Origin of the sequence: Lyngbya aestuarii BL J (assembly GCF_000478195.2) — a bacterium.
Classification (GTDB): domain Bacteria; phylum Cyanobacteriota; class Cyanobacteriia; order Cyanobacteriales; family Microcoleaceae; genus Capilliphycus; species Capilliphycus aestuarii.
The window spans coordinates 22,900-36,524 of record NZ_AUZM01000062.1 but is presented as its reverse complement, the minus strand read 5'-3'; the positions used below and the strand labels follow the sequence as shown (position 1 = coordinate 36,524).

Sequence of the window (13,625 nt, the reverse complement as noted above, 5' to 3'; positions counted from 1 at the left end):
CGAAAATATTTGGATTTGTTGGCTTGATTATAGGAATACTCTCTCTTTTTTGGGCGGTTTTTGCTCGACCTGAATTTGGAGATATTCCTACTAAAACCGAATTTTTTATTGAAAATTTAATGAGTAATCGCGTTACGATTGCTTTTTGTGTTGATATGGTTTTATTTTATATTTTTCAAATCATCTTGATGGGAAGTATTGAACCCTTTAATCGTCAAAAGCGATGGCTAAGATTTGTTCCTTTTTGGGGTTTAGCAATCGGGTTAATTTTATAAGCAGTTTTATAGATAGCAACCCATAAAAACATCATCTGAATGAGAGAAAGATCTTGACAACCTTTGACTTTCTCATCCAGATGAGTAGGATAAAAACTATTAACATATCGAAAGTTAAAACTCAGATTATAACTGATTTTAATTGATCTCTAACGAACTCCTGCACAGGATAAAATATCTCCAATCGAGTTAATAATTGAAGCACGACCATAAAGCCGAGGAATGCGAATTCCATTCGGTCGTACAGCCGGATTATGCAAATGGTTTAAATAGCTGTTGGGATCTTGTTTGACTAACCCAATTAAAGTCTCTGCAACAATACTACTTCCTACAGCCCCTAGCGTGTTTCCTCCGGTTTGTAATGCGGCTTCTTTGAGGATATAATACCATAAAGGTGTTCTGTCTCCAAAATTCCCATATTCAAGTGCTTGCTTCAGTTTTTCATTCGGTTCTTTATCAATTAAATCTTCTTTTGTTAGGGGTTGAAAACCAAATGCTTTAGCCATTTTTTGTCCGGTGGGTAGACTCAATGAATAACCTCTGACTAGATTTCGTTGAGCTAAATGAGACATGAATGTATTCGCTCTTACTCCGTCGAGTTGAAGATCAAATAAGCCTTGAGAAATCTTCGGATCGATTTTACGAGCGACGTTAGGAATCGGTTCATCCGGTACAAATCTGACAAAGTTTTCCCAGTCAACACTAAAACTTTTCTTGAGTTGATAATTGTCACCGTTCTTTTCTAGCAAATCAGACTCTTGAGGTCGATCTTTGGAAACACCCAAGAGATTCATAATTTTGACTTGAGACTGACGATTGAGTTGATAAAACGGACGAATCATTGAGTGACCAAACCGAAATCCGGCGACGGAAAATTCTAGCGGCATAAAAACCGAATTTCCACTAAAGCCAGGGAGATAAAAACGCGGCCCGTTGAGCAGGATATCGTCTACAATATTGGGGTCGCAAACTGCTCTGAGATAGTCATTAATGACAACATACTGATAACACCAACGCACAAACTGACGAGCATAAATATACCGACTCTGGGGAGATAAATGTTTCGGTAAAGTACAAGCAATTACATTATGAAATTTCAAAAAAGCAGCATGAAGCTGACTAATAATCACGTTTTCATCATTACGCATATCTGCAATTTTGGCTTTGCGATCAGCCCGAGGTAAATCCACAAATTTACCCAAATCTTGAACTTTTAACAGTAAGCTTTCATCCTCATAAAGAAACTGAGCTTCTGTATTTGCTCCAACTTTTCCGCCCGGTATTAATGCTGGCCCGTCACCATAAAGACTATCGAGATCAAGCTGAGGACGCCGCCCATTTTTGAGCTTATTTAAAATAATTTGTGGGTCAATCGGCTTTAATTCATCGTTAGCATTATCACCAATACTAATCATGCTGATCTCTGTTTCCCGATCTGTTCGAGCGGTAATATCGTGATCGACAAACTGACCCAAATAGGTAAAAACTGAAGGAATAGTGGAGTTGAATTTCTTCATTTCTGCCCCCGCTTCTCCTAAGTCAGCCATGGCGTCTCCTAGCATCTTTAAAGCAGGAACCGTGTTGCTGGCTACAGGTAATTTATTCGCCTCTGTATTTTCCCCCATTACCAAGTCAGGGAACATATAACCAAAAGGTGTACTAAATAGAATTTCTTCGGTTTGTTCCCTTCTCTCTTTTGCTTGTGGGTTGACTCCCCCGGCATGACTGATATTTTTTAGCATTTACTTTTTCCCTAAAATCAGAACAAAAAAGATTATGTCTCATTTTAGTCAATAATTGTCCGATAGCACATCCCCCGTTTGTGTGTCACTCGTTTATAGTAAGCTCTTGTACTTAGCCCGATCATGCTAATCTATTTTTGAGACGCTCGACGATCAGAACGCCTCTATAATTCTTAACTAATTTCCCCGTAATTTTGTGGTATTCTCCACTAAACTTTGAGCAAATCCATCAAACCGTTGAGATAACTTTTCATCGAGTAACTTTCCTTCTTTGTTAAAAGCACCCCAAGCTTGACCAATGGCAATTTGTTCGGGAATAACCCAAGCATGAACCCATCGCATAATTAATCTCAGGTCATTTAAAGCATTACTATTAACTTGACCCCCCAACACACTCATTAAACCCGCTACTTTACCGTCAAGCTGGTCAAAACTCATTAAATCTAAGGCATTTTTAATCACACCACTCACGCTACCGTGATATTCTGGTGTTGCTAAAATTAACCCATCGGCTTGCTTAACCGTTTCTCGTAATTTTTCTACGTCGGGATAGTCGGGATATTCTTTTCCCCCATCACAAAAAGGTAGACGCATCTGGCGCAAATCTAATATTTCGACTTCCGCACCCAAGACTTCCACCCGTTGCGCTGCTATTTCTAACGCCTGCTGACTATAGGACTCTGAACGCAGACTTCCACCAATTCCGACAATTTTTACCATACTATTGTCCCAAACTTGATTAATAAGTCGTACTCATTCCGACTACGCTTAATGTAACACAAGTTTGTCGTTGCGCTATCTCTACAATTAACATCTATCTAATCATAGAAAAACCCCCTCTCTTGCTGTCCCTCAGTGGACATAGATTTAAGTTAAACTTACCATAAATCTAGCAGACCTTAGATATCCTTTTAGGAAGATTTTCTGATAAAAGCCTATTTAACCGTTAATTTTGATTCATTTATTCAGAGAAAAACTAGACATATTTGGTAAATATTACTATAATCTACTCAAGATAGAGCCAAGGAGTCATCCCATGAGAACCAAGCCCGAACGTTTGTCCTCAATTCCGCAAGAGGCGATCAACGAAGACCAACAACTCACCCTCACCTGCGAGGACAATAACCTGTTAACCGACCTGTACGAGTTGACAATGGCCGCTTGTTATGCAGGAGAAGGAGTTGATCAACAATGGGCGAGTTTTGAACTGTTTACCCGCAAACTTCCCGAAAACTACGGCTATTTAATTGCAATGGGACTCGCCCAAGCCTTAGACTTTTTAGAGCATTTTCATTTCAGCAGCACTCAAATTGAAGCATTGCGATCGCTAAAAATCTTTGCAAACGCCCCTCAAGCCTTTTGGTCACTCTTAGAAAATGCCAAATTTACCGGAAACGTTTGGGCTGTCCTTGAGGGAACCGCTATTTTCCCCAATGAACCCCTCTTGCGTGTAGAAGCCCCGTTGTGGCAAGCTCAAATTGTGGAAACCTTTCTCCTCAACACCCTCAACTATCAGACCTTAATTGCGACTCGTGCGGCACGTCTGCGGGATGTGGCAGGCTCAAAAGCAAAATTATTAGAATTTGGCACCCGACGAGCATTTAGTCCTCAAGCCTCAGTCTGGGCGGTTAGAGCGGCTTTAGCGGCAGGACTAGACTCAACCTCTAACGTGTTGGCGGCGTTAAAATTGGGACGCGAACCCGTGGGAACAATGGCGCATTCGTTAGTGATGGCGGTGGGTGCTTTAGAAGGTGGAGAAGATGAAGCGTTTGCGGCGTTTGAGCGCCATTTTCCGGGTTCGACACTGTTAATTGATACTTATGATACTGTAGAAGCGGCGCGTCGGTTAGCGGAGAAAATTAACCAGGGTGAAATGGATGTAAAAGGAGTACGATTAGATTCGGGAGATTTAGCTTCTTTGTCTAAACAGGTGCGATCGCTTTTACCGGGAGTTTCTATTTTTGCCAGTGGAGATATTGATGAGTATGAAATTGCTCGACTGAACGCTGAAAATGCAGAAATTGATGGTTATGGAATGGGGACGAAACTGGTCAGTGGAACTCCTGTGAATGGGGTTTATAAGTTGGTGGAAGTTGATGATCATCCGGTTATGAAAAAATCCAGTGGTAAGGTGACTTATCCGGGACGAAAGCAAATTATTCGCACCTTTAAGCAAGGTCAAATACAAGCAGATTGTTTGATTTTAGCCGATGAAGAAAGATTTGAGGTAGAGTCAGAAAATGGTCACTCTATTTCTCAGGTGGAATTAATGCAGCTTATGGTTAAAGCGGGTGAACGAATGGTTTCTCCCGAACCGTTGGAGACAATTGCCAAACGAACTGCGGCTTCTGTGGCGAGTCTTTCTCCTGAAGTTCGGCGTTTAGATGATCCGATTTCTTTTGAGGTGAATGTTTCAGAAGCGTTAACAGAATTGACTGAACGGGTTCGCGATCAAATTTGAGTATTTATGGCGGTTTGAAAAATTGAAATTGAATGATAAAGTGGAGGTGCTGTTTTCAGATACCTCCCGATTCTAATTTTTGAAAAGATTATATGAGTTTACCTTCTGTTCTCAATATTGCTCTGGGTTTATTTTTTGTTTATTTGCTGTTAAGTTTATTGGTTTCTGATCTACAAGAACTTTTGTCAACTTTATTTTGGGATAGTCGAGCTAAAAGTTTATATAGTTCGATTCATTCTATTGTGGGTGAAAAGATGGCGGAGTCTTTATATGATCATCCTTTGATTAAGTCTTTGAAAGATTATAAAAGCGAACAAGGGAAAAACTTTGTTGGGCCGTCTTATATTCCTAAAAATATTTTTGCATTTGCTTTAATAGATAGTCTTCTGGAAAAATATTCTGTTGACTCTAGAATTGTTGATTTACAGTCAGAACAGTTTATTGAAGCAATAGAATCCTCTCAAATTAAGGCAATACTTTCTAGAGATCAAATTAAACTGTTTAAAGTTTTAGCTGTACAAGCCCATCTCAAACAAGACAAACACGACAGTTATATCAAAGCCTTAGAAGCAGAAATAATGAATTGGTTTTCTCAGGCGATGGATAGGACTTCTGGGGTTTACAAACGACAGGTTAAATGGAAGACATTACTATTTGGCTTTCTATTTGCAGTGATTTTAAATGCTGATACTTTTAATATTGCTAGTCGCTTATACAAAGAACCTTTTTTACAATATCAATTGTCTCAAGAAGTTAATCAATTTTATGAGATTCAAACTTCTCTGTCTGCTGATGAATCGGTCGAACCTTCACAAGATTCTTCTGACCTAACTCAAGATTTAACACAATTAATCATTGATTTTTCATCCTTACCTCTAGGATGGAATCAGGAGAATATCAACGAACAATTTAATTTAAAACCAGAAAATAGTACAAGTGAAAGAGAAGTTCGAGGATCACAAATTAGTTTTGTAATTGCTCAAGCCATACTCGGATGGATACTTACGGCGATCGCAATTTCTATGGGAGCATCTTTCTGGTTTGATCTGCTCAATAAATTAATTAATGTGCGAAATACAGGCAGTCAATAACAGTCACCCGTTATGAATTATGAATGATCAATTATGAATGATCAATTATGAATGATCAATCTCCCCAACTCCCCATCTCCTTTTTCCTTCCGGGTTGCACTAGAATTCTCGCAACCGACTCCCCATAGAAATTTCAGCAAAAATCTGGATAGCGATGTAGACTATGTACGGCGACCTCACAACTCAGATGACTCAAACAAAATCGAGACGGTAGTATAAGGGGGAAAGTTGGCATTCAAGCAAATGAGTTCAAAAGCTGAAACCATCCTGAACAATGGCCAATACAAGATTGAGCGTGTATTGGGTCGGGGAGAGTATGGAATCACCTATGGCGCAGTTGATACTCGTCGCCAGCAAAGGGTGGCGATTAAAACGGTTAACCCAAATTTACGCCATCATACCGAGTTTGCTCAGTTTCAGTATCATTTCAAGGCTGTCGCTCAACGTCTAAGCCAATGTCAGCATCCAAACCTAGTGAGGGTTTTGGCAGTGTTTGAAGATCGAGGCTTACCTTTTATGGTAATGAACTATGTTTCAGGTCAGCCTTTAATCGACTTGCTGCGGCTGGGTTCGCAACTCTCTGTCACTCAAGCGGTTCGATTTATTCGTCAAATTGCGGTTGCTTTGAGCGAGATTCATCAACAAGGAATCATTCACTGTTACCTCACTCCAGAAGTCATTGTGCGAGCCGAACAAACCGATCAGGTGATTTTAACCGATTTTGGAATCGCCAGTCGGTTAACAGATGCAATGGCTCAACCCTATCTAGGAAGCCGTAGCCTATCGGGAGGATATGCAGCTTTAGAACAATATTTACCTCACGAACAGTTAACAACAGCCACCGACATCTATAGTTTGGCTGCCATCTTATATTGCTTATTAACAGGTACACCCCCTTTAGAAGCGCCATTATGTTTGTCTCAAGTGACAGAAGCGTTGCTGAGTCCGTCCAAACCGAGTTTGAGACAACTGCGACCTGATCTGAGTCCGACCTTAGAACGAGTAATTTTATGGGGATTGGAGTTAGAACAGCAACATCGACCCCAAAGCCTAGAGCAATGGTTGGCTTTTCTCCCCGAATTAGAAGATTATGCTGAGGTTGAATCTGCGGTTACTGAAGATGAATCCGAGCAGGTCACTACCTCTGCGGGTTCTAACTCCTCAGACGATCATCAAGAAACATCATCACGGGAGCAGACCGACCATGAACGATTCACCCCTATGTCTAGATTCTCCTCAATTCCGGGGTTTGTTCCGTTTGTATTTGTGATCACCGCCATGTTCTCCGCTTGTATCGGATTTTATTTAACGCGAGTTTATGGTGGAGTTCACTCCCAAACAACCGTTTTACAATCCGAAAAATCTTTTGATCAGCAATTCCCCGACTATGACCCCTCAAAGCCAGTATTTCAAGAGCCATCTGTTAAGAGTCAACTGGTCATCGACTCAATGACAGGTGAGAGTGAACGAGATTTTGACTACCGCGACTCAGATATATTGAACGGAAAAGAATCGACACGACAGATGGCCTCAGAGGAAGCGTGGACAGAAGATTATGCGAGCGACTGGGAAGTAGAATCAGACTACAATACTGTTGTCGAATCTCAACCGAGTTCTATTGACGGTTATTACTCAGAGTCGCAGACCTCAACAACCGATTCCTATTCATCCGATGCTTATGGCTATTCTTCTGAGTATTCTCGTGATCAGAGCTATCCGAGTTCTTATTCCTCCAACTCCTGGCAATATTCGACCCCGAATTATCCCCAGAGTTCCTACTCGACCCCGACTCCTGTGAGAACGACTGCTAATGATTATCCCGCTCCGGCGACTTTAGACTCACCCCGTTATTCTTCAGAGGAATATCCTCGCCGTGAGATCGAGTCTACAACTTCTCCCTCGTCGGTGGAGTCGAATGAATATGATTCTCCGAGTTATCCGGCTTCGTCTGAGCTATATAATTCAGTAGAGACGGACTCCAACTTCCCGAACGATCTCCCGACATCTTCCGAACAGTCATGGGAAAGGGAGTCTGTTCCTGCGAGTTCCGATCCTGACCCTTACTTAGAAACAGAGATGGAATATAAGGTTCCTAATGATTCTCTCTCAATTCCCAAATTTGAGACTCAATCAGAACTTCCTCGCTCAGAGTCGGAAACAGAATTTACGTCTGGGGGTTCAACATAAAATTAAGTTTTTATGAGCAATCGCTAGCGCGAGGGGGGAAGGATTAGGTTGGTAGTAGAGCCACAAAGTCAATTCATCCGTGATCGGGTTTGAAGACTTGTCTTGCCTCCTTTTGAGTCAACTTTGATCCTCATCAAAAGTTCACTCGATCAGTCTGAGTTTATTATCTCCCTTTCTGGGAGTCAGCACGTTATAATTTGTTACGGAAGTTAGTAAAACTTTTTTATGAGTAAGCCAACGGTTGACGCATTTTTTGTAGGCCGAGCAGTTGCAGAAGGTCTTTACGAACAATTAGAAAATCTTTTTACCAATGCTCTGAGTGAATTGGGTAAATTTGATGCAGAGCAACGAGAAAATCTGCGACAATTTACAGAACAAGTCTTAGAACGAGCCGATCAAGAAGCTCAAATGACCAATCAGGGAACAACTTCTTCTTCCTATGGAAGTAGCCGAGTCAATTCCCAATCGATTGATTTGCAAGCGACGATCGACGAACTGCGAGCAGAAATCGCCGAACTGCGATCGGAACTGCAACGTTATCGTAATCGCAATCAGTAAGTCGATAGCAGACTGCACTGATTAATATGACTTATAAAACACGAAAATTACCGGAAACAAAACTTGGAAACTCGAGTGTCTGTCCCTATTGATAACTCGACTTACCCCAAGCGGCACGCCGAGCGTGTTGCTGCTTCTTCCGTCGGAGCGACGAATCGGAAGTTACGTGGAGGTAAAGCCTATCGTTGGAATCGCAAAAACTACTCTCGTCAGCGGCGTTTTGTTGACATCTGGACTTTTGTCCTGACTTGGTTAACTTGGTTGTGGCTCGATAAGCAGCAATGGAGCTATTGGGGAGGCTACACCAAAGAAAAGAAGGATAATCGACGCCGCGCTCAAGCAAGCTGGGTTCGAGAAACTTTCTTAGAGTTGGGGCCAACCTTTATTAAGCTTGGACAGCTCTTTTCAACTCGGGCGGATTTATTTCCCGTCGAATACGTTGAAGAACTCTCAAAGCTACAGGATAGAGTACCTGCGTTCAGCTATGAACAATCTCAGGAAATCATTGAACAGGATTTTGGGAAAACCGTTGACCAGCTTTTTCGCAATTTTGACCCGATTCCCCTAGCAGCCGCAAGTTTGGGTCAAGTTCACAAGGCGCAACTGCGTTCGGGTACTGAGATTGTGGTCAAAGTCCAACGACCCGGACTCAAAAAGCTGTTTGAGATAGATTTAGCGATTCTAAAAGGCATTGCTCGCTACTTCCAAAATCATCCGACATGGGGTAGAGGTCGAGATTGGTTAGGTATTTATGATGAATGTTGTCGCATTTTGTGGCTCGAAATTGATTATCTCAATGAAGGTCGCAATGCTGATACCTTTCGGCGCAATTTTCGCTCCTGTGATTGGGTGCGGGTGCCGCGAGTTCATTGGCAATATTCATCCCCCCGTGTATTGACTTTAGAATATGTTCCTGGAATTAAAATCAGCAATTATGAAGCACTAGAAGCCTCGGGATTGGATCGCCGCAAGTTAGCGAATATGGGAGCTGAAGCCTATTTACTCCAGCTTCTCAACGATGGATTTTTTCATGCTGATCCTCATCCGGGTAATATTGCCGTCAGTCCAGAAGGAAAGCTAATTTTTTATGACTTCGGGATGATGGGACAAATTACCTCAAATCTGCGAGAAAAGCTGATGCAGACCTTGTTTGGTATTGCTCAAAAAGATGCAGATCGGGTCGTTAAGTCTTTGGTGGATCTCGGAGCTTTAACGCCAACAGGCGATATGGGTGCCGTGCGGCGTTCCATTCAGTATATGCTGGATCACTTCATGGATAAGCCCTTTGAAGAACAGTCTGTGGCGGCGATCAGTGATGATCTCTACGAGATCGCTTATGATCAACCCTTTCGGTTTCCGGCGACGTTTACCTTTGTGATGCGAGCTTTCTCGACACTCGAAGGGGTGGGTAAAGGCTTAGATCCAGAGTTTAATTTTATGGAGGTCGCACAACCGTTTGCGATGCAACTTATGTCAGAAACAAATCTTTCCGAGACAACCAATAGTCTTTTTAATGAGTTTGGACGTCAAGCGGCTCAAGTCAGTTCAACGGCTTTAGGTTTACCTCGACGCATTGAAGATACACTTGATCGACTCGATCAAGGGGATCTACGGATGCGAGTACGAGCCACAGAAACCGATCGCATTTTGCGCCGGGTGAGCAATGTTCAGATGGGCACCAATTATGCGCTGCTCATGGGTGCATTTACCATCTCGGCAACGCTGTTATTCATTAGCGATAAGGTTTGGTTGGCTGGAGTTGTGGTTTTCCTGGCCTTTGTGATGGGTATTGCCTTCTTCCGCCTGTTAAGACGGATTGATCGCTTTGACCGAATGATGTAAAAACGGCAAACAGAGAACCTGTAAACCCTAAGTACAGTTGACTCTTGCAGAGCTTAACCTTGAACTCAAAATCTGGGTGGCAAGTGGTATCATAATAGACAAAATTGATGCCGAGTCTGGGATAAAAGCAAAGTGTTTTCTTGCGGTTGCCTAACCGCTAAGGGGTGATTGAGTTAGGAGTCTGCATCTGTATTCTCCTAAATTTAGGTTAAGATTAATACTTCTAGGGAGCTAGCTGAAGCAGTTAAACTATTCGTTTATGAAACTCGATTTTGCGGGTCTGACGGATACAGGAAATGTTCGTGCCGTTAACCAGGATGCCTTTTATATCGATCCTCAAGGACGGTTCTTTATCGTGGCTGATGGCATGGGAGGACACGCCGGAGGACAGGAAGCGAGTCAGATCGCCGCTCAAACCATTAGAGACTATCTCAATACTCATTGGGATAATCGGGATGTTGGTGCTTTGCTCAAAGAAGCTTTTCTGGCAGCAAATGAGGAAATTGTGCGCGATCAGCACGCTCATCCTGATCGATCAGATATGGGAACAACCGCAGTTGTGGCTTTGTTTCGAGAGGCAGGTCAGACTTGGTGTGCTAATGTTGGTGATTCTCGGGTCTATCAACTGCATCAACAAGAACTTAAACAGATTACAGAAGATCAAACTTGGGTCGCCCAAGCGGTCAAGCGTCAAGTGCTGACGAACGATGAAGCGAGGATTCATCCTTGGCGTCATGTCTTATCTCAGTGTTTGGGACGAGAAGATTTATCATTTGTTGAGATCGAACCTATTGAGGTTGAAGTCGGCGATCGCTTACTGTTGTGTAGTGACGGACTCACAGAAGAACTCGATGATGATGTGATTACAACCCAACTGAAATTGGCTCAAAGCTGTGAACAGATTGCCAATGTTTTAGTCAAAGAAGCCAAACAACTTGAAGGACGAGATAATATTACTGTGATTGTCATTTCGGTTGAACCGACTTCATCGGATCATAACAATTCGTGATTGAGAAGGGATAATGGTTCGTGTCATTGGTCTGATTAGTGGTACCTCTGTCGATGGAATTGATGCCGCTTTTGTCGAAATAAAGAGTTCTTCAACTTCGGTGCAGATCCAACTGATCGCCGCCCAAACTTATCCCTATTCACCAGAATTGCGATCGCAAATTCTCCGTCTGTGTGGGGGTGAGTCGATCTCTATGGCGGAACTGGCTCAACTCGATGATGCAGTCGCGATTGCATTTGCTCTAGCTGCACGGGCGATTCAAGGTGGATTTGAACCGGGGGCGACATTAATAGGTTCTCACGGTCAGACGGTTTTTCATCGTCCTCAAAAAGAAAATCAGTTAGGGTATAGTCTTCAGTTGGGTCGAGGCGCTGTCATTGCCCAACTGACAAATCTCACAACAGTGAGTAATTTTAGAGTTGCAGATCTTGCTGTCGGAGGTCAAGGAGCGCCGCTGGTTTCTCGGGTTGATGCTGATATTTTGAGTCATCCCACCTATTGTCGTTGTGTGCAGAATATTGGTGGCATTGGCAATGTCACTTATCTACCTCCTGATGCACTCAATTGTTCAGAGCAAATTATCGGTTGGGATACAGGGCCTGGAAACAGTTTATTAGATTTAGCGGTACAATCGTTTTCTCACGGCACCAAGACCTATGATCAAGATGGGGCTTGGGCGGCTCAAGGAACACCTTGTATGAGCTTAGTCGAGCAATGGCTCAAACAAGACTTTTTTCAGCAACCTCCTCCGAAGTCTACCGGACGAGAACTTTTTGGTCAAGATTATCTGCAACAGTGTTTAACAGCAGCTCAACCCTACCATTTAAGTGAGGCTGATTTGTTAGCCACTTTAACGGAACTCACAACTGCATCGATAGAACAGAGTTATCGCCAGTTTTTACCTCAAATGCCCGATCAAGTTTTACTTTGTGGGGGCGGGAGTGATAATCTTTTTCTCAAACAGAGTTTACAAAAGCGATTAAATCCAATCCCGGTGATGACAACTTCTGAGGTGGGAATGGATGCAAATTTTAAAGAAGCAATTGCGTTTGCGGTGTTAGCCTATTGGCGTTCTCAAGGAATAGTGGGTAATTTACCCGAAGTCACGGGGGCGAAAACTGCCGTTCTATTGGGGGAAATTCATACAGCCTGGGGAACCCGCGTGGTACGATAGAGGCGCAAGGATAGGTCAGTATCAAGTAGAAACTTCTTGGTGTGTCTTCCTTTTGTTTAACTGGCTAGAACCCTCGCGTGCAGTAGAGGATATCATTGTGGTTCACACATTTCTCATCCAACCAGGTCAGTGGATGGTGGAAGGAAGTTGGATAGACCGAAATCAACTTCCCATCACTGTTAAAGGAAAAACTCTTGTGGCTTGGAATCAAATGGAATGGTTCAGTATGGTGACAAAGCTGATTTTTCCCGATAGCGATCGCGATGATATTATCCTACAATATCGGGGACGACTTGATACGAATGAACGCCAATATACCTTTGTTTTACAACACAGTGAGTTGGGAAATATTGAGGGTGAAGGATTAATTGGCCCTGAGTCGATTGTGCAGCGTTATTGGGTATTAGGTGATGAAAGCCAGCGACGTAGTGGTTTTGAGACTTTACGCCAGATCAACTCTAACCGATATTATTACTCTAGTGGTATTATGGCGGGTCATCATCTCAATCTTGTGAGTGTGATGGAAACGGTTTTAGAGCGTAAACCCTGATGAGTCAAGCTAACTTTACAGATTTGCGAGTAGTGAAGTCTTAAAAGTTAGGTGAAATGATTCAAAGGTCGAGAATTGACAAATACACTCAGAAAAAATATTAATTTGAATGTAAAATCACTTCAGTCCTCAGAAATGGTCAACCTTACTGGAAATAAGATGCCAGTTGATACCCCAGTACCCCAACTTGTTTCTACCGTGAGAAAAAAGTAAGAGATAGAGGTTGCTCAACGGCAAACTTCAAACTCTACTCTTGGTCAGAGCCAGGTTCTAGTCCCCATTGATACTTGAGAAAGTGCTGATACATATTCTCTCGTACCATCATTTGTTCGTAAAGGTTAACCAAAAATTCTTGAGCCTGTTCTCGACTCATTTGATTAACCTGCATTTTGAACGAAGACAAATTGAATTGTTGTTCGATAGACAGTTGACTGGGTTGGTTCATCTTGGTTCTCCTCATTAAACTTAGAGATAGTTACTCCTGATGGAGTGGGGTGGATTTTGTCGTTTAATCACAGTTGAGACTAGAGGGACGATAGTCCAAATTGGATATCGTTGATCCTATTATTACAAAAGGTAACAAGAGTTTGACAAAATGACCACTTTTCCTAAAAAAATAATCTACCCCTAACATAGCAAATACTATTGGCGATGTTGTAACACAGGATACTTGCTTTACCGGACATCCTATCCCCCCAGACAGTCCTACCGAGTTGAGGGGAGTTAAGGAGACAGT

11 protein-coding genes and 1 pseudogene are annotated in these 13,625 nt (G+C 42.5%); 9 read left to right on the top strand and 3 right to left on the bottom strand.

Going from position 1 to position 13,625, the window contains the following annotated elements:
* Positions 1-275, top strand: a pseudogene (locus M595_RS21130) (hypothetical protein); the annotation flags it as partial.
* Between the two features lie 149 nt (positions 276-424).
* Here M595_RS21130 and M595_RS21125 read toward each other — a convergent pair.
* Positions 425-2,017: a peroxidase family protein gene (locus M595_RS21125; RefSeq protein WP_023068465.1), complete on the bottom strand. Its 1,593-nt coding sequence runs from the start codon at positions 2,015-2,017 to the stop codon at positions 425-427.
* 177 nt (positions 2,018-2,194) lie between these two features.
* Complete coding sequence (locus M595_RS21120) at positions 2,195-2,737, bottom strand: NADPH-dependent FMN reductase (RefSeq protein WP_023068492.1); 543 nt, start codon at positions 2,735-2,737, stop codon at positions 2,195-2,197.
* 316 nt (positions 2,738-3,053) lie between these two features.
* On the opposite strand from M595_RS21120, the gene M595_RS21115 reads away from it, so the two are divergent.
* The 8 genes from M595_RS21115 (at position 3,054) to M595_RS21080 (ending at position 12,889) form a co-directional block, all read left to right on the top strand.
* Positions 3,054-4,478, top strand: a complete 1,425-nt coding sequence (locus M595_RS21115) for a nicotinate phosphoribosyltransferase (RefSeq protein ID WP_040484448.1) — start codon at positions 3,054-3,056, stop codon at positions 4,476-4,478.
* 92 nt (positions 4,479-4,570) lie between these two features.
* Positions 4,571-5,569, top strand: coding sequence for a hypothetical protein (locus M595_RS21110; RefSeq protein WP_023068485.1), 999 nt, complete (start codon positions 4,571-4,573; stop codon positions 5,567-5,569).
* Between the two features lie 243 nt (positions 5,570-5,812).
* Positions 5,813-7,756: a protein kinase domain-containing protein gene (locus M595_RS21105; protein ID WP_023068478.1), complete on the top strand. Its 1,944-nt coding sequence runs from the start codon at positions 5,813-5,815 to the stop codon at positions 7,754-7,756.
* A gap of 225 nt (positions 7,757-7,981) precedes the next feature.
* Entirely contained in the window at positions 7,982-8,314 is a 333-nt protein-coding gene (locus M595_RS21100; protein WP_023068490.1) for a DUF6825 family protein, read from the top strand.
* Between the two features lie 75 nt (positions 8,315-8,389).
* Positions 8,390-10,156 carry an ABC1 kinase family protein gene (locus tag M595_RS21095; RefSeq protein WP_023068475.1) on the top strand — a complete coding sequence of 589 codons (1,767 nt, stop codon included), beginning with the start codon at positions 8,390-8,392 and terminating at the stop codon, positions 10,154-10,156.
* Positions 10,157-10,415: 259 nt separating this feature from the next.
* A complete protein-coding gene (locus M595_RS21090; protein ID WP_023068483.1) occupies positions 10,416-11,165 on the top strand; it encodes a PP2C family protein-serine/threonine phosphatase in 750 nt (249 codons plus the stop codon).
* A 13-nt stretch (positions 11,166-11,178) separates the two neighbouring features.
* Positions 11,179-12,339: an anhydro-N-acetylmuramic acid kinase gene (locus M595_RS21085; RefSeq protein ID WP_023068473.1), complete on the top strand. Its 1,161-nt coding sequence runs from the start codon at positions 11,179-11,181 to the stop codon at positions 12,337-12,339.
* Between the two features lie 97 nt (positions 12,340-12,436).
* On the top strand, positions 12,437-12,889 hold the full coding sequence (locus tag M595_RS21080; RefSeq protein ID WP_203419117.1) for a hypothetical protein: 453 nt from the start codon (positions 12,437-12,439) through the stop codon (positions 12,887-12,889).
* A gap of 247 nt (positions 12,890-13,136) precedes the next feature.
* Here M595_RS21080 and M595_RS21075 read toward each other — a convergent pair whose 3' ends face one another.
* Complete coding sequence (locus M595_RS21075; protein WP_023068472.1) at positions 13,137-13,334, bottom strand: NblA/ycf18 family protein; 198 nt, start codon at positions 13,332-13,334, stop codon at positions 13,137-13,139.
* Positions 13,335-13,625: the final 291 nt, after the last annotated feature.

Bases quoted from the DNA above. Each gene is read 5' to 3' on its own strand.
- M595_RS21090 (WP_023068483.1), top strand. From the start codon at position 10,416: ATGAAACTCGATTTTGCGGGTCTGACGGATACAGGAAATGTTCGTGCC.
- M595_RS21105 (WP_023068478.1), top strand. From the start codon at position 5,813: ATGAGTTCAAAAGCTGAAACCATCCTGAACAATGGCCAATACAAGATT.
- M595_RS21120 (WP_023068492.1), bottom strand. From the start codon at position 2,737: ATGGTAAAAATTGTCGGAATTGGTGGAAGTCTGCGTTCAGAGTCCTAT.
- M595_RS21110 (WP_023068485.1), top strand. From the start codon at position 4,571: ATGAGTTTACCTTCTGTTCTCAATATTGCTCTGGGTTTATTTTTTGTT.
- M595_RS21125 (WP_023068465.1), bottom strand. From the start codon at position 2,017: ATGCTAAAAAATATCAGTCATGCCGGGGGAGTCAACCCACAAGCAAAA.
- M595_RS21115 (WP_040484448.1), top strand. From the start codon at position 3,054: ATGAGAACCAAGCCCGAACGTTTGTCCTCAATTCCGCAAGAGGCGATC.
- M595_RS21100 (WP_023068490.1), top strand. From the start codon at position 7,982: ATGAGTAAGCCAACGGTTGACGCATTTTTTGTAGGCCGAGCAGTTGCA.
- M595_RS21085 (WP_023068473.1), top strand. From the start codon at position 11,179: ATGGTTCGTGTCATTGGTCTGATTAGTGGTACCTCTGTCGATGGAATT.
- M595_RS21075 (WP_023068472.1), bottom strand. From the start codon at position 13,334: ATGAACCAACCCAGTCAACTGTCTATCGAACAACAATTCAATTTGTCT.